Raw genomic sequence first — 21,812 nt, 5'->3', positions numbered from 1 at the left:
GCCCCCTCTGGCCTGGATCCCCGGTGCCGCGGCTGCACGCCCACCGGGTTCGCACTCCTGCGTTTCCTGCTGCGCATTGTGTTACGGCGCACCTGCCACGACGATGCCCATCCGCACCGCCTTCTAAATCACTCAGCGACTCTGACTAAATGACCCGGTCACGTTTCCGCCGGATGCCCGAGAGATTATCCCTGCGCATTTCCGGAAAGTATGCCCGAACTGGACGCAGCATAAACAGAATCACGCTGCACGTCACAAATGTGGCCTGAACCCGCGAAACCCCACGTTTATGCGGCTTATAACCGCGCCAATTAATTGACATCACGCAGCCATCACATTCTGTACACCTGACGTTTACTTTGCGGCGCTTACATGGAGCCACACCTATAGCGACAGTGCGGCGTGCAGATTCACTCAAGTTGATGCCACCACTGCCGATTTTGTGCATTGGATACCGCGTTATTCGCCGAGCATCCCATCAGGACGCCCGGCTGCACCGAAGCGGTCACCGCGACGTAGAGAAACAAGGGGGAACGCCATGGACAGCAACCTTCACCGCGACTGCCTTCACTGCCGACGCCGCACGCCGGCACCAGTGACCGCACTGTCCAACGCGATCTGCCACCAATGACGTCGGCCGGGCATTGCCCGGGCGATAGCGCAGGCCAGTAATGGCCGCACCACGCAGGACGCGTGGTCGGGATGGCAGTCCTGGCGGAGCCAGGCAACACCATCGGCACAGGGGCTGTATCCGCCCGTTCGGGCTCTGATTGGGAAAGGGAGAAACCGTCATGAATGCATCCGTTCGCAAGTTCCTCGTGGAAGAAGATGGTGTGACCGCACTCGAGTACGGCCTGCTGGCCGCGGTGATCGCGGGCATTCTGGTCGCGGTGGGCAAAGACCAGATCACGGACTTCTTCGAGAATCTGTTCGATAAGCTCGGCAAAGTCGTCGACGACGCTACGGCGGAAGCCGCCTGATCCAGCGATGTTGACTGCGAGCCTGTCGCCCGGCGTTGCCGCGGCGACAGCGCGGCGTGGGCCGGAACGTCGCACGACCGATTCGGGGGACTCAACGCATATGGAACTTCTTCCCCTGGTGACACTGTTGCTCGGCGTGCAGGTAGTCATCAACGACCTGTACGCCCGGCGTGTGTCCAACCGCGGGTTGCTGATTGCTTCGGCGGTCGCGCTGATCGGCCTGGCCTGGCAGTGGCTTGGCGCTGCTCGCGGTTTTCCAGCCATGCACCTGATCGGCTTCGCGCTGGGCCTGCTGTCGCTGTTGCCGTTCTACGCGATCGGCTGGATGGGCGCGGGGGATGTGAAGTACTTCGCCGTGCTCGGGCTGCTGCTCGGGGCCGGCCCGTTGCTGCCAATCTGGATCGTCGCCAGTCTGCTCGCCGGTGCCCACGCGGTATGCGTGATCGTGGCGCGTCGCTGGGCCCCGCGCCTGGCGGGCCTGCCACTTGCCGATCCGAGCGGCCCGGTGACGCGTCGGCTGCAGCCGGTCATCGCCCAGTGGCGTCAGGCTCGCCAGGGACGCGTTGGCATTCCGTATGCCGCCTACCTTGCGCTTGGCAGCATGGGGTGGGTGGTGCAGCAGTACCTGGGAGCGCCCAGATGAAGACCGCCTTCGCGCGCACCGGAACGACCCGACGCCAACGCGGCATCGCCACGCTCGAGTTCGCCTTGATGCTGATGTTCGGCCTGTTGCCCTTGCTGCTGGTGATGTACTCCGGCGTGATGATCATGGCCGTGCAACAGACGCTCTCGGCGGCTTCCGCCGAGGGCGCACGTGCCGCCTTCCGGCATGCGACGCCCACAGAACGGCGCACCGCGGCCTGCCTGGCGGCACGCCGCTCGATGCAGTGGCTGCTCACCTATGCCAAGCAGACGCCCAGCTGCACCACACCGGGCGCAGCACCGATCCATGTCTCGGCCCCTGCACCGTGCGCGGACCTGCCCAGCGCGCAGTGCATCAGCGTGCAGGTGAGCTACGACTACCGCACGCACCCCTTCCTGCCCGGTACCGGGCGTGTCTATGGCTGGGTGATGCGCACGCCCCTGCGCAGCACGGCCGTGTCGCAGCTGGATTTGGGTGGCAATTGATGATTTTCCGGAGAACCCCATGCTCAAGTTGACCCGCGTCGCCGCGATACTGCTGATCGGCCTGGCCGTGATCCTGGCGATCGTTGCCTTCGGGATCAGCCGGCGCGCCGCACCGGTGGCACCGGGCATCCCGGCCACGGCCAGTGCGCCGGCGCAGCCTGCCACCTGGCCGGTGGTCGAGGCGGCCGTCGCGCTGCCGGCAGGACGCCCCATCGAAGCGGGGGATCTGCGTGTCGCCGGCCATCCCGAACAATCCACGGGAGGCTATACGTCAATCAACGCGTTGGTGGGTGCCGTGCCCACGCAGGACATTGCCGTGGGAACCCGAATCAGCACCTCCCAGATCGCGCAAGGTTTCTCGCTGCGCCTGAACCCGGGCGAGCGTGCGCTGGCGGTGCCGGTGGATGAACTGGCTGCGGCGGGCAACCGCATCCAGCCCGGCGACTTCGTGGATGTGTTCCTCAACCTGCGTGCCTCCGGGGGGCTGCGCAACGAGGGCGACGCCCAGACGCGGCTGCTGGTGTCGCGCCTGCGCGTGCTCAGCTACGGTGCCCACGATCTGCAGACCGCCACCGACCTCGCCAGCGATGGCGCTCAGGCGACGGCGGACAGCCGCGCACAGGACATCACCGGCGAAGGCAGCGCCAGCAACCGTTCGCGCAATGACCCTGCCACTGCCCCTGCACGCAGCGCCGTGCTGGCGGTGCCGGTCGCCGAGGCGAACCGGCTGCTGCTGGGCGCGCAGCAGGGCAAGCTGTTCCTGGCCCTGCGCAATCCCGCCGACATCGGCCTGCCCGACCACGCCTTGTTCCCCACCCCGGGCGGCGTACTCAGCCCGCGGCGCGAACTGTCCGCCGAGGAACGGTTGGCGTTGCAGCGACCCGAGAACGATGCCTATGCGGGTCTGGACAGCGATGCGCTGGCCGGACGCGGGCGCAGCAGTGTGGCCGCGCTGCCCGGTCCATCCAGCACGCCGCGCCGTGCATCACCGCGAGCGGATCGCGGCATCGAGATCATCCGTGGCGATGTTTCCTCCCACAGCGGGTCGCGTTGAGCCCATGCCGAGACAGCCCATGACCGAATGCCCCACCCTCGCGCATCGCCTCCGCCACGCCCTGCCACGCTCCCTGCTGGTGGCGGTTCTGATCGGCAGCCCGTTGCTGGCCAGCGCCGATGCCGAGCTGGTGCTGCAGACCCGCGAACAGCGTCCGTGGTCATTGCCGGCCAATCTGGAGCGGGTGGCGATCGCCGACCCCAGCGTGGCCGACGTGGTCATGCTGCGCAGCCGCGAGGCCCTGCTGGTCGGCAAGGCACCGGGGAGCACCACGCTGCTGCTGTGGCGCAACGGCAGCCGCGAGCCGGAACGGCTGCAGATCGAAGTGCGCAGCGCGGTGCAAGGCGCGTTGACCGCACAGGGCGGCGGCACCGGGCTGATCGTGCAGGATGGCCAGGGCCTGCTGCAGGGCCTGAGTCCGTCACTGCTGGACCACCAGAACAGCATCAAAGCCGCGGCAATGGCGGTGGGCAAGGAAGGGCAGTTGGCCGACATCTCGACCATCGGCAGCGGTGGCGTGGTCCAGGTGGAAGTGAAGATCGTGGAGTTCAACAAGTCGGTGCTGCGGCAGATCGGCATGAGCTTCGGCAACAAGAACTTCAACGGCAACAACGGCTTCTACTACGGCATCACCCGCCCGGGCGCCACCCTGCCCGGCGTGCTGCCCGTCGGGGAATCGGCAGGCGATGATTTGATCGTCACCAACCCGCTTTCCTCCGCGTTCGGGCTGGTGTTCAAGTCCCTCACCCACGGCTGGGATGCCAACATCGAGCTGCTGCAGAGCAACGGCATGGCCCGCGTGCTGGCCGAACCGACCCTGGTCGCGCTTTCCGGGCAGAGCGCAAGCTTCCTGGCCGGTGGCGAGCTTCCGATCCTGGAACCGCAGGGACTGGGCACCACCACGGTGACCTTCAAACCGTTCGGCATCGGCCTCACCGTGACCCCGACCGTGCTCGGCCCCAATCGCATCGCCCTGAAGGTCGCTCCCGAAGCGAGCGATCTGAACTATGCCGCCGGCATCACCTACAACAACGTGCAGGTCCCTTCGATCACCACGCGCCGCGCCGATACCACCGTGGAGCTTGGCGATGGCGAGACGTTCGTGATCGGCGGGCTGGTCAGCAACAACGTCTCGTCCAACGTGGACAAGGTGCCGCTGCTCGGCGATCTTCCGATCATCGGCTCGTTCTTCCGCACGCTCAACTACAAGAAAGAGGAAAAAGAGCTCGTCATCATCGTCACGCCGCGGCTGGTGCAGCCGCTGGCCCAGGGCACGGAAGTTCCGTTGCCGGGCCAGCGCGAGGCCTCGCCGAATCTGCCGGTCTGGGGCGCCTGGCTGTTGAGCCCGGCCTCGTCGGACCAGCTGCCCGGGTTCTCGCGCTGAACCCGATGACAGGAACCCGCCCGTCATGTCCACCGCCCTCCAGCTTGTCCACCCCCGGGATGCGTCGATGAAGCTCGTGCTGTTCGCGCCGGATCGCGAGCTCGCCACGCTGTTGTCGGCATTGCTGCCGTCGCTGGGTGTGCAGTGGCTGGACAGCGCAGCGCCGGCCTCCGCGCTGGAACCGCTGCGCGATACCGGCTGCGTAGTGCTGCTCGATTTCCGGCATCAGCACGCGGCGTTTTCCGCGGCGCTGACCCGCCAGCTGCAGGCCCAGGCACCGGAGCTGCCACTGGTGGCGATCGGATCCACCCATGCCGACCATATGGATGGCGTGGTCGCCGCCCTGCGTGCGGGGCTGCGCGATCTCCTCGACCTGGACGGTGCGCCGCAGGAAATGGAAGCGGTGCTGCGCCGCGCCGCTGCGCTGGCCCTGCGCGGAGAGAGCGCCGCCACGGCCGCACTCCCGGCGCCGGCCAAGGCGCGGATGGTGCTGCTGCTCGGGGCCCGCCCCGGCGTGGGCAGCAGTACGCTGGCGGCGCACCTGGGCGTACTGGACCAGCAACTCGCCGCCAGCCAGACCCCGCCCCCTGAGGCCGCCCAGCCCGGCAACCATCTGCTGCTGTTGGATCTGGGCCAGCCGACTGGCGATGCAGCGCTGTACCTCAATGTCGACCCGACCTTCCACTACGAGGATGCGCTGCGCAACGTGGGGCGGATCGATGCCACCCTGGCCCGCACCGCCATGGCGCAGCATCCCACCGGGCTGACCCTGCTGGGGCAGCCGCCGGGCATGGAAGGCACTGCACTGGCCGACCCGGGCATGCTCATGCAGCGCCTGCGTGGCGTCTTCCATACCGTGCTGTGTGATCTCGGCGGGATCTGCCCGCGCCAGTTGCCGATTTCCCTGCTCAACAGCGCCGACGAGATCTGGCTCATCGCCGATCAATCGATCGGCACGCTGGTCTCGCTGGATCAGTTGCTGCGCCACCTGGAGCAGGTCGGTGCACGCGACGCACGCCTGCAACTGGTGATCAACCGCCACGATGATGCCAGCGGACTGAGCCCCGACCAGATCGCCGCGCGCTTCGCGCTGCCGTTGCTGGCCACCCTGCCCGACCGCGCCGCCCTGCGCTCCAGCGCCAGCCATGGCCGCCTGTTGCTGCAGGACGCCCCCCGTGACCCGTATGTGCGTGCCCTTGCCCCGCTGCTGTCGCACCTGGATCCGGCGGCTCCCGCGCCGGCCAGGGGCTGGCGGGAACACCTCGCCCTTCGCCTGAGTGGTTCCCCATGGAAGACAAAGTGACCCCGTTCCCTTCCGGTGCCACGCGTGCCGACGCCGGTCCCGAACCGGACGGCCAGCCGCCCTCGTTCGAGCAGTCCGAGCAGTACCAGAAGGTACTGATCGCCGCGCATGAGCACCTGCTCAACAGCATCGAGGATGAGCGCATCGACATCGACGCGTGGGCGCCGGACACCGTGTCGCGCTATGTGCACGCGCAGACCGCCGGCTTCGTCCACGAATGGCGTATCCCGATCAACGAGGCCGAGAAGGACATCGTCGCCAATGCGCTGGTCAAGGAGCTGACCGGCTTCGGCCCGCTCGACGATCTGCTGCACGATCCGGAGATCGAGGACATCCTGATCAACGGCTACAAGGACATCCATGTCTCTCAGGGCGGCATGCTCAAGCGCGCCCCGCAGCGCTTCAGTGACGACAGCCACCTGCTGCGCATCCTGCGCCGCATCCTGGCCCCGCTCGGCCGCCGCCTGGATGAATCCAATCCGATGGTGGATGCCCGCCTGCCCAATGGTGGGCGCCTCAACGCCATCATCTCGCCGCTGGCCGTGGATGGGCCGATGGTCTCCATCCGAAAGTTCCGCAAAGACCCCTTCACGCCGGACGAGCTGCTGCGCATGGGCACCTTCGACCGGCCGATGCAGGCACTGCTGCACGCGATGGTGCTGGGCCGCTGCAACATTCTCGTGTCCGGTGGCACCAGCTCGGGCAAAACCTCGCTGCTCAATGCACTGGCGAACTACATTCCGGCCAATGAGCGTGTGATCACGGTGGAGGACACCGCCGAGCTCTCGCTCAACCACCCGCACGTGGTGCGCCTGGAAAGCCGCATCGGTGGCGCCGACGGCAACGGCGCGATCAGCATCCGCGATTTGGTACGCAACAGCCTGCGCATGCGCCCGGACCGGATCGTGGTCGGCGAAGTACGTGGCGCCGAAGTGCTGGAAATGCTGCAGGCGATGAACACCGGGCATGACGGATCCATGGCCACCATCCACGCCAATTCGCCGCGCGACTGTCTCTACCGCATCGAGATGCTGGCCGGCTTCGCTGGTTTCCAGGGCAGCGAGGACAGCCTGCGCCGCCAGATCGCGAGTGCCATTGATTTCATCGTGCAGATTTCGCGCCTGGGCAGTGGCCGCCGGGTGCTGGTCTCGATCACGGAAATCACTGGCGTCACCGACAACATGATCGCCACCCAGGAGATGTTCCGTCACGAGGTGCAGCTCGACGCCGACGGAAAGGAATACGACCGCTGGGTCGGGCTGGGCTTCCAGCCGCATTCGCACAAGCTTGAGCCGTTCCGTCGTCAATTGCGCGAAGCGCTCGGTGGAGGTTTCTGAGCATGGTCACGGTCCTGCTCCTGTGCAGTGCGGCGCTGGTGCTGGTGGCGCTTGCCGTCGGCCTGTGGAGCGGTGCCAGTGCGCGCGAGCAGCGCCGGCTCTCCACGCAGCACGCCGAGCAGCGCCTGAGCCGGACTGACAGTGCGCCGCGGCTGGCCGGGCTGGGCGACGCGCCCGCACCGATGCCGGTCAGCAACGCCGTGCCGGCCGGCCTGCCGTGGGACGCACTGATGCGCCGCGCCGCCCTGCCGACCGGCTGGCGGGTACCGCTGCTGATCCTTGCGGGCGCCGCGTTGCTGGCATGGATCACCGCCGCACGTCTTGGCACTGCGTGGGCAGTGCCGATCGTTCTGGCGCTGAGCGCACTGGCAAGCGGGTTCTGGATATCGCGGCGGATCTCCCGCCTGCAGTCCAAGCTGTTGCGCCAGCTGCCGGACTTCCTGGACAACCTGGTCCGCCTGGCGGCCCTCGGCAACAGCCTGCAGATGGCCTTCCAGACCTCGGCGGCACAGGTGCCGATGCCGTTGCGTGGGCTGCTCGACACGACGCTGTCCTACACCCGCAGCGGGCTGGACCTGGACCGCGCCCTGGCGCAGGCGGCGCAGCCCTATCGGCTCGAAGCCTTGAACGTGCTGTCGGTCGTGCTCGGCGTCAGCGTACGCATCGGTGGGCGGGCCGATCAGATCCTGCAGCGCATGGCCGATTTCATGCGCGACCTGGACCAGGCCCAGCAGGAGCTGATGGCCACCACCTCCGAGACGCGCATGTCGGCCTGGGTGCTCGGCCTGCTGCCACCGATCAGCGCGGTGCTCATGGCGATCACCAGTCCCGACTTCTTCCAGCCCATCATCCACGAGCCGCTCGGCCACACGCTGCTGCTGTGGGCATTGGGGCTGGAACTGATCGGCGGCTTCCTGCTCTACCGTCTGGCCAAATCGATATGACACACCGCCGCCCCGCGTCCGCCCAAGGAGGCCATCAATGAGCGCCGATCACTGGTGGATCGCGGCCCTGTTGGCCCTCGCTGCCGGCATTGCCCTTCTGGGCCTGCGCGGCTGGGTGTTGAGCAGCCGTGATCAACGCAGCCAGCAGGCCCTGCAGTCCGCACTGCGCCCGCGCGATGCCGCAGCCATACCAGCAGCGTTGCCCACGCCCAGGCGGTCGCTGCGGCAGCACTGGCTCGATGCCATTGCCGCGTTCGGCGAGCGCTTCAACGGCGGGCGCATCGAGGCGGCCCTGCTGGCCCCGGAAGATCGTCTGCTGCTCGACCAGGCCGGATGGAACACGCAGGCCGGTACCGCCATCTTCCTGGGCCTGCGTGTTCTGATCGCGGTCGCTACCGTGCTGCTGGTGCTGGCCTTCAATCACAGCACCGGCTTCAGCCGCGCCATGGTGATCTTCGGTGCGCTGGCCTTCGGCATCCTGTTGCCCAAGGTCGCCCTGCGCGCGTGGGCAACGCGTCTGCGCAGGCAGGTCACGGCCGAATTGCCGCTGCTGATCGATCTGCTGCGTCTGCTGCAGGGCGTCGGCTTCAGCATGGACCAGAGCCTGCAGACACTCGGCGACAAGCTGCGCAACGCCGTGCCGGTGCTTGGCCGTGAGATCCACCAGGCGAACCTGGCCTACATGCACGGCCGCAGCCGCGAGCAGTCGCTGCGCCGGCTGGGTGAATCGTTCGACGACGAGGATCTGCGCAGCCTGGTGCAGCTCATCCTGCAGGTCCACGCCCACGGCGGCGCGGTACAGGAGCCGCTGCGCCAGTTCAGCCTCCGCCTGCGCGAACAGCGCCGGTCCACCCTGAAGGAGAAGGTCGGCAAGCTCTCGGTAAAGATGACCGTCGTGATGATGTTGACGCTGTTGCCGGCGCTGATGCTGGTGCTGGCCGGCCCGGCGATCATCGCCCTTGCTTCCGCCCTGACCAAACTGGATTGACCACCATGCGCCATGCCGTGCTGTCCCGCGTCTGCCTGCTGCTCGCCGCCACCGCCGTGTGCGCCGCGTGTTCGAACATGCGCAACGGCTATCGCCAGGATCCGATGGCGCTCGCCTCGCCCGAGGTGCAACCGCAGGACGACAAACAGCTGTATGCCGAGCTCATCGCCAAAATGCAGCAGCAGGGCGCTTACTACGCCTCGCTGGCGCATGTGGATGCCTACCGCCAGCGCTACGGCGACAGCCCGCAGCTGCGCCTGTTGAATGCCGATGCGCTGCGCGAGACCGGCCAGCGCGAGGCTGCCATGACGATCTACAACAGCCTCACCAGCGGGCCGCAGGCAGCGGCGGCCTGGCACGGCCTTGGCCTGATCGCCGCCCGCGAGGGTGACGCCGCCCGCGCCGAACAGGCCCTGGCCCGTGCCGTGCAACTGCAACCGCTCAACACGGGCTACCTGGGCGATCTCGGGTTTGCGCGGTTGCGCGCGGGCGACTGGTCGCGCGCGCAGGAGCCGCTGGCCAAAGCCGCCGAACTGTCGCCCGGCAGCGCCAAGGCGAATGCGAATCTGGCGGTGTGGGCCCTGCTGCGGGGCCAGAACGAGATGGCCGAGACGATCATGCGCAATGCACGGCTGACCGATGCCGCACAGGCCGAGGTCCGCCGCCTGGCCGACCAGCTCCGCCAGCAGGCCACCCCGGCCCCCTCGATACAGCGCGCTCCGGCCAGCGTGGCGGCAACAGAGGCCACACCCACACCGACATCGCGCCCCGCGCGAGTACCTGCATCAGCACGCCGCGTGGCGGTCGATACCGAACGCCGTATCGGCGCCGACGCGCGGCTTGCGCCGTCCATGCTCGAGCGCTTTGGCGCCTCCCCCCCTTCCAGCGAGATCACCCCATGACCCGGTTGCCACGCCTTTGTACTCCGTTGCGGCGCGTTGGAACGACCGCGGTGCTTCTGGTCGCTGTGCTGCCCGCGCTCGCGGCTGCGCAGCAGGCCCCGCTGACGGGCCAGATGCTGGGGGGACACAACGCCGCCCCGGCCGCCCCTGCACCGCTCCCTGCGGCTCCGCCGGCAGGAGCTGCCCCGCTCCCCACGGCGAGCGCGCCGGTCGAGCGGTACACGCCTCCGTCACCGCCGCCACGTACCGAGATCGGCCAGACCACTCGCGATCTGCTGCGCATGCAGGCCCAAGGAACACACGCCGGCCCGCGCCTTCCGATCCTGGGCGATCAGGCCGCCGCAAGCTACCAGCGCTACCTGAAGAGCTTCGAGCATGAGATCCCGGAGTTCCTCAAAACCAGCGTGAAGAAGGATGTCAGCGGGACCAACTAAGGAGGTTGAGGCCATGTACCAGTCCAGCGTCCGTGTGCCACGCACCTCCCGGCAACGGCTGCGCGGCGGGATGTCGGTGACGATGATGCTGCTGCTGCTTGGGCTGGTCGGCATGCTCGGCCTGGTGGAAGTGGGTTATCTGTACTGGGCCAAGCGCGATGCACAGAAGGTCGTGGACCTTGCCGCACTTGCCGGCGCCCAACGGTTGGACCTGTGCGCCGCAGACAACCGCGACAACCGTGCCGCGCGCGGCAACGCAGAGGGCGACAATGGCTTTGCGGGCACGTTGGCGATCCAGTGCGGCAACTGGAATCCCGCGCACACCACTCCTGATCATTTCAGCGTGACGCTGGATGCAGGCAACCCGCTCAATGCGGTCAAGGTCGAGGCGACCCGCTCGATCGTGCCGTTCTTCGGCCAGAACACCCGCCTGCCAACGCTCCGCGCACAGGCCGTAGCGACGCGCGCTCCCCCCATGGCCGTGTTCTCGGTGGGCTCGCAGCTGCTGCGGGTCAATGGCAGCACGCCGCTGGGCAACGTGCTCAATCTGATCGGGGTGAACCTGGATCAGACCACCCTGCTCGGCTACGACGGACTGGCGCAGGCAAAGGTCACTCCGGGCGGTCTGCTGCAGGCACTAGGCATTCCCGTCAAGGCCGATATCGGCGTCGCCGAGTTCAATGCCCTGCTTGCCGCCAACCGGGTTTCGCTCGGGCAACTGCTTGATGCCACCGCCACCGTGCTGACCAACAGCGGCGTCGCCCATGTGGATCTGACCGCGTTGCGCACTGCGCTCGCGGCGCGGATGGATCTCAACCAGCTCAACGTGCAGCTCGGCAGCACCGACAGCGCGGGCGGCCTGTTTGCGCGCGTGGTGGCCCCCGAGGGCCTTGCATCGCCCGCCCTGCAGGCCGACGTCAGTGCGCTGGACCTGATCACCACCGGCATCAGCATCGCCAGCGGCGGCAACGGCGTTGCAGTGAACAATCTCGACATCCTGGGCCTGGTACAGACCCGCGCGGCGATCATCGAGCCGCCGTCCATTGCCATCGGCGGCGTAGGCACCCGTGCCTACAACGCGCAGGTCCGGCTGAAGATCAACATCGATACTGCCGGGCTGGCGCTGCTCGGCCCGGTCCTCAGCGGTCTGGGCATCCGGCTCAATCTGCCGATCCATGCCGACGTGACCAACGCGATGGGCACGCTGGAATCGCTGCAGTGCGGCGCCACCCCGCCCACCGCGACGGTGCGTGTGCAGTCCTCGTTGCTGCGCGCATGTGTCGGCAAGGTCGCCGAAGCGAATCAGTTCTCCCAACGCAACGTCTGCGATGCCGGGCTGCAGAACGAACAGCTGCTCACCCTGCTCGGCGCCCCGCTGGTGACCGACAAGATCATGCTCGATACGTTGACGCACACTGAGAGTGTCACCCTGACCGCGGGCGAGACCGCCTCCACCCGCTTCAACCAGGCCCAGGTAGGCGCGGCGGTGTCCGCGCTGGTGAGCGAGCTGCTGCGCGTGCTGAGCAATGTGGTCACCCCGGGCAAACAGGGCAGTAATGATGCCGCCACGGCCGCGCGGCTGGCGGATCAGTATCTCAAGGCAGCCAATCCGGGTAACGGGTTCTACGACGCAAAGAAAACCATCGAGCTGCTGCGCCATGGCGATCCGGCCCGCGGCATCGGTGCGCTGGGTGACTGGGAAGTACCCAACGGCGTGCCCTATCCGTGCGGCCTTCTGAATCTGGAGACCTGCTTCAAGCCGGGTTCGGTCTGGGTCGGTTACAACGCCACGGTCACGGGGGAAGGCATGGGCGGACTCAGCGGCGTGCTTGGCCCGATTCTCGGCGGACTGCTGATCAACCGCTGCAACAGCCTGCTCAGTACCCTGCTCAACTACAACAACTGCGTCAAATCCAACCTGACCTCGTACCTGCAGACCCGGCCCGGTGGCCTGCAGGATGTGGGCGGGGGCAGCGGTGTGGCCGAGCCCGGCACCGACCAGGTCCGCTGCAGCGGCCTGCTGTGCCTGGCCCTGACACCGGTACTGGAAACGCTCAAGCCACTGCTCAATGGCGTCGGCACCCTCCTCTCCCAGACCCTCGGGCAGATACTCGGCGTAGAGCTGGGGCGGACCGACGTGCACATGCAATCGATTCAATGCACGCCGGCACAGTTGGTTTATTGACGCTGCCGTGGAATGCAGGCCGAAGGAAAGTGCATGCTAGACTCCGGCTGGGGACATTACTTCACTGATAATCCACTTGTGGATGGCCTGAATATGCGAGAGAGAAAAGGGGTTGGTTCCATCGTCACGCACACGCTGACCGGTGGGATCGTATTGCTGCTGTCGTTGAGCCTTGTGCCGCAGGCAATGGCCGCACGCACGCCGCGTGCCGAGCCGGCGTTGGATGCTGACGCGCGCCAGGCACCGGTGGTGCGCAATACCGTGGACGAACTGCGCCAGCTGGTGGATTCCAAACAGCTGACCGAGCTGCGGACCACCTATAACGGCAGTTACGGTGCCAGCCTGCTGTTCAATACCAGCACGCTCAATTACTACGTGGCGCTGTTCCACGACAAAGACTTCTGGCGCGTGATCAAGACCGATTCGGTGGACAACGCGGAGAAGGTCTACCGCACGTTTGTGGAGCAGACCGAACAGCTGGCCCAGGTGTATATCGATACCACCCGCCTGCAGGCCGGCAAGCGCTATACGGAAAACCTGGTCGCCTACAACGAACAGCGCCTGCGCAGCCTGCAGCAGGAAGCGGATCTGCAGCGCCAGCAGTCGCTGCAGGTCAGTGCCGCACTGGAACAGGCCAAGCAGCAGGCGGTCAGCCTGAGCACGGACCTGCGCAGCAGCCACAGCGAACTGGACGCGCTCAATCAGCGTATTCAGACCCTGCAGGCCCAGCAGCTGAACCCGGCCATGTCGCTGCCTTCGGCCGAGGCGGCCACGCAGCAGCCGGCGTCGCAGGGCAATCCCGGCACACCGTAACGGCGGGCAGCGCCCTGCCTTGGCAGGGCAGGTGACGGACGGCGCCGATGGAGCGCGACCGAGGGCAGCGATCGTTCACCATGAATGAACCTCAGCGGCAGGCATCGTGCACCAGGTCGTCCATCTTCCGGCTCAGCGCCAGGCTCGGCCGGTCGCCTGCCTTGCGGTACGTCGCCTCGCGCTGACGGCGCGCGGCGGCGCAACGGACCGGATCGGCATGCACGGAGATGACCGCACCCCGGATGGCAGGCAGCTGCCGCAGGCCGGGCCGCTGCGATCGACGCGGGCGCACCGGCGTCGATTTTTCGCCGTGTTTGTCCTTGAGCGACTGACGAAGCGATTCGATGTACAGCTCATTGGCCCAGGTGTCGGTGACCGGTGGCATCTCGCGGATGCGTTCGGTCCGGCCTGTGCAGGGCAAGGACTGGTACTGACGAGCACCATCCACGACACAGGTATGCACTTGCCGCGGCGCAGGCACGTTCACTACGGCGCCCATCATCATGGCGAACATCCACACAGGCATGGCTCAGCTCCATCCAGGAGAGCTGCAGCATGTCCTCGCACCGTGACTCATCGCCGTGACCGGCCGCACGCAAGTGGTGCGATGCGCAGGATTCCGACACGGAATCACTGCCACGCCCTACGCAAATGTTACGGCGTCGCGCCCACGTGCAGTTCCAGCACCTCATCGCCCAGCGCATCGATCTCGCCGGTCGGTCGCCAGCCCAGGTAGCGATAGAACCCATGCGAGCGCACCGCCGGATCGGCCGCACACCCCAGAATCAACCGCGAATGCCCCGCCTTCACCAGATCGGTGATGGACAGATCCAGCAAGCACCGCCCGATGCCCTGCCCTTCATACGCCGGGAGCAATGCGAGCACCACGATCTCGCCGCCCTCGCGATCGCCGAAGCAGTAGCCGACCATACGCTCACCCGCCAGCGCGATATGCCCCGGCAGTGCGTCGTCACGGATGCCCGCCGCCCAGCTGTCTTCGGTAATGCCGAGTTCGGCGAGATCGGCCGCGGAAAAAGCGTTCTCGCGGGTGCGGCCACGGAGATCGATCCAGGCAGCGGCATCATCCGGCAGCGCGCGGCGATAGTGAATCAGATCGGTCATACGTACATCCTTGCAATCACCGAATGCTCGGCAGCGCGCAGTATGCCGTCGCCTGCATTGAAAACCCAAACGCAGCGGGCCCGGCATTGCCGGGCCCGCGAGCGGATTACAGGAAGCGGTAATCAAACTCCAGCCATAGCTGACGGCCGTAAGGATCGTAGTTGCCGACCGGGTAGAACGGCCAACCACCACCGTTCTTGTCTGCCGGTGGGCGGCTGTCGCGCAGGTTGTTGACGATCAGGCCCAGCGTGGCGTTGTCGCTGAGCTTGCGGTAGAGACTGGCGTTGTAGGTCATGTACGGCGCGATGCGGCCGCTGCCGTCGGTCTTGGGCAGCGAGCCGTAGCGCATGCCGTACAGCGTGGCGGTCCAGTCGTTGATCGCCCAGGTCACGCTGCCGTTGACCTTGCTGCGCCACTGGTAGGAATCCAGCGAGTTACGCTGGTCCTGCACGTCATCGCCGGCGAACTGGCGGTAGCGGTGATCGATCACCAGCGAGTACGCCATGCGGGCGGAGAAGCGACCGTAACGGCCCGCATCCCAGCGCACCGTCGACTTCAGGTCGATACCGCGCACGGTTTCGGAGGCGGCATTAATCGGGTTGATCAGCACGCGCACCACCTGGTTGGGCTGCACGGCGGCATCGGCCGGGTTGCGGATCACCCGGCGCAGCGCGTCCTGGCATTGTGCCGAGCCGATATCGCGTGCGTCGCCGCCCATGGTCTGCCCAAGGCGGCAGTCCGCTTCATCCTGGAGGATGCGGGCGGCATCGAGGTTGGTGACCTCGTCGTCGATGCGGATGTCGTAGTAATCCGCGGTGAAGTCCAGATTGTCCGACGGCGACCACACAAACCCCAGTCCATACGATTTGGCGGTTTCCGGCTGCAGCTGCGGGTTGGCGCCACTGGTGTAGTCGATCGCCAATCCGCTGAAATCGCAGTCGTCATATGCTTGGCCGGCGCTGCGACAGCGCCAGTAGTCGGTCATGCCGGGGTTGTAACCCCGCGTTTCGGTTGCGAATACATAGTTCATGTCCGGCGCGCGGAAACTGGTGGCCGCACTGGCGCGCAGCAGCAGCGTATCGAACGGACGGAACTCCAGGCCGGTGCTCCAGGTCGCCTTGCCCAGGTGATCACCGGCCGCACGGTACTGGTCATAACGACCGGCCACCGTGGCGGTCAAGCGCTCCAGCAACGGCAGCTGCAGTTCCACACCAGCCGCATACCGGTCACGCTCGCCACCGGCGGGGACGCCCGCGTTGAGGTTCCAGAACACGCCCTGCGCCAGGGCCGGGTCCGGGCGGTTGCGGTAGCCCTGGCTGCCCGCTTCAACGACCGCTGCCAGCGCGGCACGGCCACCGGGCAGATCAAACAGCTGGCCGTTGACGCTGACGCTGGCCGTCTGCAGCCACGCGGCGTTGCGGCTCTCATACCGGCCCGACAGGCCTTCATACTCGCCCGGGGTCAGCGGCTGGTACAGGCGCGACGGATCCGGCGCATACACCTCCACGCCATCGCGGGTGCCCAGCTGCGGGCCGAGCAGGTACGTATTGACGTCGACCAGCAGGCCCGGGCGCTGCGTCCTGTTCTCATAGCGCGAACGGCTGTAGGCCGCTTCGTAGTCCCAGTCCGAACTGCCGATGCTGCCGCGTGCGCCCACGTTGAACGACCAAGACTGCTCCAGGAATCGATTGGCATTGCGCTGCACGCCGCCGATCTCCTCCGGTGCGAAACGCCGGTACCAGCTTTCCAGCTGACCGCTGTTCTGGTTGTAGAAGTAGTTGCGCGAAGACGTCCAGCTCGGTGCACGGGTATTGTTGTAGATGCGCGCGGTGCCGATGGCCGCATCGGCGAACAGTTCCTGGCGATCATTCAGACGCCAGGTCACTGCACTGTAGGCATCGATGTTGCGCTTCTCGGTCTGCACGGTCCAGAACGTGGGCGAGGCTTCATTGCTGCCGCAGTACCAGCCCTGGCGCGGATTCTGTGCGCGGAACACGCTGCCGCCGTAGAGCGCGCTGGAGGTATCGCAGCCGTCGGCACCGGGATCGATATAGTTGTTGGTGGAGGCGTTGCGGCGATACGCCACCGCCGTCGCCAGCGGCGTGACGCCACGCGGGTCATCGGTCAGCGAGTCCATGAAATCGCGCTGCGAGCCGTAGATCGCCTTGCGGTTGGCGATCTCCAGGCCGAAGATCGCGTCCCACTGCTCACCCGAGCCGCCGCCGACCGCCTGCAGGCGCTGGTTGTCACCGCCGCCCTGTTCGGTGGTGCCGGCGCGCACATTGATGCCGACACCGTCATAGGTCTTCTTCAGGATGATGTTGACCACACCGGCGATTGCATCGGAGCCGTACACCGCCGAGGCACCCCCGGCCAGCACTTCGATACGGTCGATCAGCGCGCTGGGAATGTTGGCCAGGTTGACCACATTGACCGAGCCTTCGTAGGCCAGCGGGTAATCGGACTGACGGCGACCGTTGACCAGCACCAGGGTGCGATTGGGGCCAAGGCCGCGCAGATTGATGGTGTTGGCGGCCGGGGTGAAGGTATTGCCGAAATCCTCGCCCTGCACGTTGCCGGTGTTCTCGGTCAGCGCGCTGAGCGCTTCGAAGGCACTGCGGTAGCCCTGCGCCTCGATCTGCTCCTGGGTGATTACGGTCACCGGAGAGGGGCCTTCCACACTGGCGCGGGGGATGCGCGAACCGGTGACCGTGACCGCATCGAGCTGGGTGGGCGGATCGGCCGCATGCACCAGTGAACTTGCGCCAAGCAGGGGCAACAACGACAACACCAAGGCCCGCCGACGCAGCGGGCGATACAGCACAGACATGCAGAATTCCGGTAAATAAGAACGCGCCAGCGCGGGAAGGCCCGCGCCGGATCGTGGTGGAGAGAGGGCCGGGATTTTGCTGAACAGGCAGCGAAGGGGGAAATGACCGGCCGGGATATGCTTATCGGGAATTTGCCTAAGCCCTGCCCTGCAAGGACTCCGCATGCGCTTCATCCAGACCTTCCAGTTGTACCCCTTCCTGGACACCGTGGTCAGCCTGGTGGCCGCCTTCGTGCTGGGCACACTGATCGGTGCCGAGCGCCAGTACCGTCAGCGCACCGCTGGGCTGCGCACCAATGTGCTGGTGGCGGTCGGCGCGGCGGCCTTCGTGGATCTGGGCATGCGCATCGCCGGCAGTGTCGAGGCGGTACGGGTGATTTCCTACGTGGTGTCCGGTGTCGGCTTCCTGGGCGCGGGCGTGATCATGAAGGAAGGCATGAACGTGCGCGGCCTCAACACCGCCGCGACGCTGTGGTGTTCGGCGGCGGTCGGTGCATGCACCGGTGCGGACATGCTGGCCGAAGGCGCGCTGCTGACGGTGTTGATCATCGCCGGCAACACCCTGCTGCGGCACTTGGTCAACGCGATCAACCGCATCCCGATCAATGAGGCCGCCTCTGAAGCCACCTACGAGGTGCGCCTGAGCGTGGACCCTGCCGCCACGCCCCTGGCACGCGAACGCCTCGTCGACGCGCTGGAGGCCGCACAGTATCCGGTCAGCGATGTGCAGGTGATCGAGCACGGCGACGGCCCGGTGGAGCTGGTCGCGATCCTGGTCAGCACCGCCGTCAGCGCCGATGAGCTCGATACCGTGGTCGCGCGGTTGCAACGTCAGCCGGGTGTGGTGCACGCCAACTGGGAAGTCAGTACCCGCGACTGATCGCGGCGGTTCCCGAACAATGAAAAACGGCGGCCCTGTGGCCGCCGTTCCGGTTGCTGCCTGCGTGCCGGGCCTCAGGCCTCGGCAGGCACCTGGCTCTGCCGGTTCACCAGCGCGCTGAAGCGCGCCAGCGAGCTCAGGTGGTGATGCACCAGGGCCAGCCAGCCGCTGCGGTGCCACGCCACCACGGTCTCGTCCGGCAACGCGGCGAACTTCTCCACATCCACCACCTGGAAACCGTTGACCGACATTTTCCGACCATCGGCCAGGGTGACATCAATATTACGGTCGATGAGCAGATCGTTCTCGATCAGGGCGGCCGAGAAGCGACGGGTATGTTCGTGCTCGCGGGTGTAATCGCCGCAGAAACGCATCGCGTTGTCGACCAGTTCGGTCGCCTTGCCATCCTGGAACAGCGGCAGGCCTTCTTCGCTGTCGCCCTGGTTGACCTGCTTGGCGGCCGCATCCACGGCGAGGACGTAGTTGTCCGGCTCACCGGCCTGCATGAACACGAACGGATAGCGGCGCACGTACGCCGGTACGTAGCTCTGCTCATCCCATACGCCATCGGCGACGAACAGATTGCGATGGGACAGGCCCACGGCCACCAGCGGCATCGCATCCTGACCGGTGAAGATGATCGGGTAGTGCTGCGCCAGCGAGCCGAACTCGCCGATCACCGCGGGGATCGCGTTGGTGTCAGCCGCGAAATTCGCGGTGTCAGGCAGCAGGCGCCAGTTGGCGTGCTCGTCCGAACGCAGCGGCACAGCCTGTTGGTAAAACAGCGGACCGGTGGCCTGGGACGGCGCAGCGGTGGGCGGAGTCGTGGTTTCAGCAGTCATGGAATAAGTCGAATACGACGCGCCAGTCAGCCCGGGCGCGAAAGCGGGAATTGCATTGAATTAGCACTATAGCGTGCCGGGCCTCACAGCACGCCATCCAGCGGGCCTGCCGCCCCGGTGAGGGCTGCGCAGGCGTGGTCCTGCAGTTCCTCGCCGCTGGCCTTGTTGCCGGCCTCCAGATCCAACCGCGTGGCCAGCAACACGAAACCCGGGGCGCCGGCGACATCAGTCTTGCCGGCCACCACCAGCGACCAGTTACCGAGATCGGTGGGGTCTTCCAGATAGTCGGCAAGCAAACGGACCGGGTTGGCCGTCAGTTGGGCCCCCGGCAGCCCGCGGGCGAGATACGCATGCCCACGCAGCGGCTCCGGCAGCGGCTGCCAAGCGGTACCGATGGCAGGCTGCAGCCGGTGCAGCTGCGTCATGACATCAGCGCGCAGGCAATCCACGTGGATGTGCAGCTGGTGCTGGGAACGTCCGTGCGGTGAGTTCAGGGCCAGGCTGGCCACGTCACGCGGTAATGGCCGGCCCAGCGCCCGCTCGGTGTGGCTGCGGGCGGCCCAGGCGGCAGCGAAATAGTTCGGCGCATCAGCCCTCAGCAACGTCGGGCTTTCAATGCCCGAGACCCGGTCCAGCGGCAGCACCAGGAACTGGAAGTGGCCGTGCGAATCCTTGAGCAGCACATCGCGCCGATGCGCGTCGGCGGACACCGCAAGGCAGCTGCCACGGGGTGCGCCATCACCGGCGCAGTCGCGCTGGATGATGCTCCACAGGGCATCCGGGTTGGCGGTGGGCTTGGCCGGCGGCAGTACCGGCGTGGCGCAGGCGGTCAACAGCAGCAGCGCACAGAACAAGGACAATCGGGCGATCACGGACAGGCTCGTACAAGGGTGCAGGCCCGGCCAGGTACGGGCGGCGGGCGATCGCGATTGTACCGTGCCGGTTCTGTCGCTTTCGTGTCAGTACGTGCTGTAGGGCACCTCGACCACCACCGGCGAGGCGGGCGCCGGCGGCTGCAGGGTGTAGCGATCCAGCGCACCGTTGTCATCGGCGAACCGCTGCGACTGGGTCTGCAGGCGGTAGCTGGTTGCACCGAGCTTGACGCTGCCGCCCTCTTCCAGCGCGGCACCGGCCGGCAGCAGCAGCCCGCCCAGGTCGCTGTAGGCACCCCCGGCATCGGAGAAGACGTGATCCACCAGAGCATCCTCGCGCTTCATCGCGAACACGTGGCGGTCGCCATGACGCTGGTTGAAGTCTTCGTTGCCGAGCAGATCGGCGATCCAGACGCCGGGCAGGCGGTAGCGGGTTTCCAGCGCGATCGCATCGAGCCGTTCGCTGTCCACGACCAGGCAGCACACCGCCTGCTTGTTCTCGCGGTCCAGGACCGCAAAGCGGCTGCCCTTGGCGACGTCCCGCGGCAGGATCGCGAACGGCAGATCCTCCAGCACGGGCGCCGCCCCATTGGCCGAATGCAGGTTGCGCCAGCCGCCAAACACCGGCGCTTCCGGCTCGGCGGCCATCACGCTGCCTGCCAAGGCCATTCCCACCGTCACGATCAAGGCGGCCGTGATCTTCCTGCTCTGCATGCTCTGTTTCCGTTGGTTGACCTGTCGCGGCGATATCGCCGGACCTCACAAGACCGCGACACTATGCGCCAGCGACAGGCCGACGGGCAATCGGTGCCGCTCAGCCGATCACGATGTAGTCACTGACCAGGGTGATGCCCTGGTGGTCCCCGCGTTCGAGCTGCACGTGGCGGCCGCCGACCTGATCGATGGCGATGCAGTCATCCACTTCCAGCAGCGCATCGGTATGCGGCTTGAACCAGCTGGCATCGCGCAGCGCCTTGGCTTTGCGCTTGGCCTCTTCGACACTGGTGGCGACCAGCAGCTGGTAGTCATGCGCCTCGCCCAACGCGCCGGCGGCATACCCACCGAGATTGAGAAAATACAGCCGCGGCCCACCGGCAGCCGGAGCCACATCGGCGAAGCGAACCCGGTACTCCTCCACTCCATCCACGGCGAGCCAGCCATCGACATGCAACCCTTTGCGCTCGCCGAACCAGTCCTGGCGCAGCTGCGGGTAGGCGTCCTCGATGACATCGACGTTGGCGAACGCCACATCGTGGACCTCGATCCGGGCCCGGGCGTGCCGCCCACCAAGCATGAACACGTGCAGCACCTGCGACTCCCGGCATGACCGATGTTGAGCGGGTCTCCAGTGTAACGCCAGGCCGGCGGCGTCCTGGCCCCGCGCGCAGTCCACGCTGCGTCGAATAGTCGCGCGGTAGCCACCACACGTCCATGCGCGCCGCGGTGGTATGGTCGGCGCCTGACCCCGCAGGAGCGACCCGATGGCATCCCTTTCCCGTTATCCCCTCGCCGCGATCATGTTCGCAGGCACCCTGTCACTGACCGCCTGCGTCAGCACGCCGGGGCCGGAAATCAAGGGGCCGGGCCTGTGCAAGGCCGACGCGCTGGGCTGGGCCGTGGGCCAGAAGGCCGACGAAGCCAACATGCGCAAGCTGCTGGTGCAGAGCGGCGCCGGCCTGATCAATCCGATCGGCCCGGCCACGATCACCACCCGTGACCTGCGCCAGGACCGCCTGCGGGTGTTCATCGACAAGGACAACGTGATCACCGCCGTCCGCTGCGAGTGATTCCACGCAGGTTGAGCCACCCCACGG

General features: G+C 66.7%; 22 protein-coding genes. 15 read left to right on the top strand and 7 right to left on the bottom strand.

Annotation, left to right across the window (positions count from 1 at the left end):
• Window positions 1-791: 791 nt before the first annotated feature.
• From AC13F7_RS12970 to AC13F7_RS12910, 13 genes are all read left to right on the top strand, one after another.
• A complete protein-coding gene (locus tag AC13F7_RS12970) occupies window positions 792-980 on the top strand; it encodes a Flp family type IVb pilin (protein ID WP_346470940.1) in 189 nt (62 codons plus the stop codon).
• A 100-nt stretch (window positions 981-1,080) separates the two neighbouring features.
• The gene (locus tag AC13F7_RS12965) at window positions 1,081-1,623 is read left to right on the top strand and encodes an A24 family peptidase (protein ID WP_346470939.1); all 543 of its coding nucleotides are present in this window, start codon (window positions 1,081-1,083) and stop codon (window positions 1,621-1,623) included.
• On the top strand, window positions 1,620-2,108 hold the full coding sequence (locus AC13F7_RS12960) for a pilus assembly protein (RefSeq protein ID WP_346470938.1): 489 nt from the start codon (window positions 1,620-1,622) through the stop codon (window positions 2,106-2,108). Before AC13F7_RS12965 ends, AC13F7_RS12960 begins: the two co-directional genes overlap by 4 nt.
• A gap of 19 nt (window positions 2,109-2,127) precedes the next feature.
• Window positions 2,128-3,162: a Flp pilus assembly protein CpaB gene (gene cpaB / locus AC13F7_RS12955; RefSeq protein ID WP_483000921.1), complete on the top strand. Its 1,035-nt coding sequence runs from the start codon at window positions 2,128-2,130 to the stop codon at window positions 3,160-3,162.
• A 19-nt stretch (window positions 3,163-3,181) separates the two neighbouring features.
• Entirely contained in the window at window positions 3,182-4,546 is a 1,365-nt protein-coding gene (locus AC13F7_RS12950; protein WP_483000918.1) for a type II and III secretion system protein family protein, read from the top strand.
• Between the two features lie 25 nt (window positions 4,547-4,571).
• Window positions 4,572-5,849, top strand: coding sequence for a P-loop NTPase family protein (locus AC13F7_RS12945; RefSeq protein WP_483000914.1), 1,278 nt, complete (start codon window positions 4,572-4,574; stop codon window positions 5,847-5,849).
• A complete protein-coding gene (locus AC13F7_RS12940) occupies window positions 5,834-7,186 on the top strand; it encodes a TadA family conjugal transfer-associated ATPase (protein ID WP_123729456.1) in 1,353 nt (450 codons plus the stop codon). The genes AC13F7_RS12945 and AC13F7_RS12940 overlap by 16 nt, the downstream gene beginning before the upstream one ends.
• A gap of 2 nt (window positions 7,187-7,188) precedes the next feature.
• Entirely contained in the window at window positions 7,189-8,130 is a 942-nt protein-coding gene (locus AC13F7_RS12935) for a type II secretion system F family protein (protein WP_483000909.1), read from the top strand.
• A 37-nt stretch (window positions 8,131-8,167) separates the two neighbouring features.
• Complete coding sequence (locus AC13F7_RS12930; protein WP_483000906.1) at window positions 8,168-9,118, top strand: type II secretion system F family protein; 951 nt, start codon at window positions 8,168-8,170, stop codon at window positions 9,116-9,118.
• A gap of 5 nt (window positions 9,119-9,123) precedes the next feature.
• A complete protein-coding gene (locus AC13F7_RS12925; RefSeq protein ID WP_483000902.1) occupies window positions 9,124-10,020 on the top strand; it encodes a tetratricopeptide repeat protein in 897 nt (298 codons plus the stop codon).
• A 50-nt stretch (window positions 10,021-10,070) separates the two neighbouring features.
• Window positions 10,071-10,454 carry a DUF3613 domain-containing protein gene (locus AC13F7_RS12920; RefSeq protein ID WP_483000900.1) on the top strand — a complete coding sequence of 128 codons (384 nt, stop codon included), beginning with the start codon at window positions 10,071-10,073 and terminating at the stop codon, window positions 10,452-10,454.
• A 13-nt stretch (window positions 10,455-10,467) separates the two neighbouring features.
• Window positions 10,468-12,639, top strand: coding sequence for a TadG family pilus assembly protein (locus AC13F7_RS12915; protein ID WP_483000898.1), 2,172 nt, complete (start codon window positions 10,468-10,470; stop codon window positions 12,637-12,639).
• Window positions 12,640-12,732: 93 nt separating this feature from the next.
• Window positions 12,733-13,452, top strand: coding sequence for a DUF2968 domain-containing protein (locus tag AC13F7_RS12910; RefSeq protein ID WP_483000896.1), 720 nt, complete (start codon window positions 12,733-12,735; stop codon window positions 13,450-13,452).
• 91 nt (window positions 13,453-13,543) lie between these two features.
• On the opposite strand, the gene AC13F7_RS12905 is transcribed toward AC13F7_RS12910, so the two are convergent.
• From AC13F7_RS12905 to AC13F7_RS12895, 3 genes are all read right to left on the bottom strand, one after another.
• Window positions 13,544-13,957 (bottom strand): hypothetical protein, encoded by a 414-nt coding sequence (locus AC13F7_RS12905; RefSeq protein ID WP_483000892.1) that lies wholly within the window; start codon window positions 13,955-13,957, stop codon window positions 13,544-13,546.
• Between the two features lie 149 nt (window positions 13,958-14,106).
• Window positions 14,107-14,574 (bottom strand): GNAT family N-acetyltransferase, encoded by a 468-nt coding sequence (locus tag AC13F7_RS12900; RefSeq protein WP_483000888.1) that lies wholly within the window; start codon window positions 14,572-14,574, stop codon window positions 14,107-14,109.
• Between the two features lie 106 nt (window positions 14,575-14,680).
• Window positions 14,681-17,404 (bottom strand): TonB-dependent receptor plug domain-containing protein, encoded by a 2,724-nt coding sequence (locus AC13F7_RS12895; protein WP_483000884.1) that lies wholly within the window; start codon window positions 17,402-17,404, stop codon window positions 14,681-14,683.
• Between the two features lie 163 nt (window positions 17,405-17,567).
• On the opposite strand from AC13F7_RS12895, the gene AC13F7_RS12890 reads away from it, so the two are divergent.
• Window positions 17,568-18,284, top strand: a complete 717-nt coding sequence (locus AC13F7_RS12890; RefSeq protein ID WP_483000879.1) for an MgtC/SapB family protein — start codon at window positions 17,568-17,570, stop codon at window positions 18,282-18,284.
• Between the two features lie 74 nt (window positions 18,285-18,358).
• On the opposite strand, the gene AC13F7_RS12885 is transcribed toward AC13F7_RS12890, so the two are convergent.
• The 4 genes from AC13F7_RS12885 to AC13F7_RS12870 form a co-directional block, all read right to left on the bottom strand.
• Window positions 18,359-19,126, bottom strand: a complete 768-nt coding sequence (locus AC13F7_RS12885) for a SapC family protein (RefSeq protein ID WP_481470197.1) — start codon at window positions 19,124-19,126, stop codon at window positions 18,359-18,361.
• 83 nt (window positions 19,127-19,209) lie between these two features.
• Entirely contained in the window at window positions 19,210-19,995 is a 786-nt protein-coding gene (locus AC13F7_RS12880; RefSeq protein WP_483001055.1) for a CDP-diacylglycerol diphosphatase, read from the bottom strand.
• Between the two features lie 90 nt (window positions 19,996-20,085).
• Window positions 20,086-20,712, bottom strand: coding sequence for a decarboxylase (locus AC13F7_RS12875; protein ID WP_483000876.1), 627 nt, complete (start codon window positions 20,710-20,712; stop codon window positions 20,086-20,088).
• Window positions 20,713-20,812: 100 nt separating this feature from the next.
• A complete protein-coding gene (locus tag AC13F7_RS12870; RefSeq protein WP_483000872.1) occupies window positions 20,813-21,307 on the bottom strand; it encodes a DUF1543 domain-containing protein in 495 nt (164 codons plus the stop codon).
• Window positions 21,308-21,479: 172 nt separating this feature from the next.
• Here AC13F7_RS12870 and AC13F7_RS12865 point away from each other — a divergent pair, with 172 nt between their 5' ends.
• The gene (locus AC13F7_RS12865) at window positions 21,480-21,785 is read left to right on the top strand and encodes a hypothetical protein (RefSeq protein WP_481470200.1); all 306 of its coding nucleotides are present in this window, start codon (window positions 21,480-21,482) and stop codon (window positions 21,783-21,785) included.
• Window positions 21,786-21,812: the final 27 nt, after the last annotated feature.

This window comes from Stenotrophomonas sp. K-6, assembly GCF_056861555.1.
Note: the sequence above shows the minus strand (reverse complement) of the source record. Positions and strands in the feature narration are given on the sequence as shown.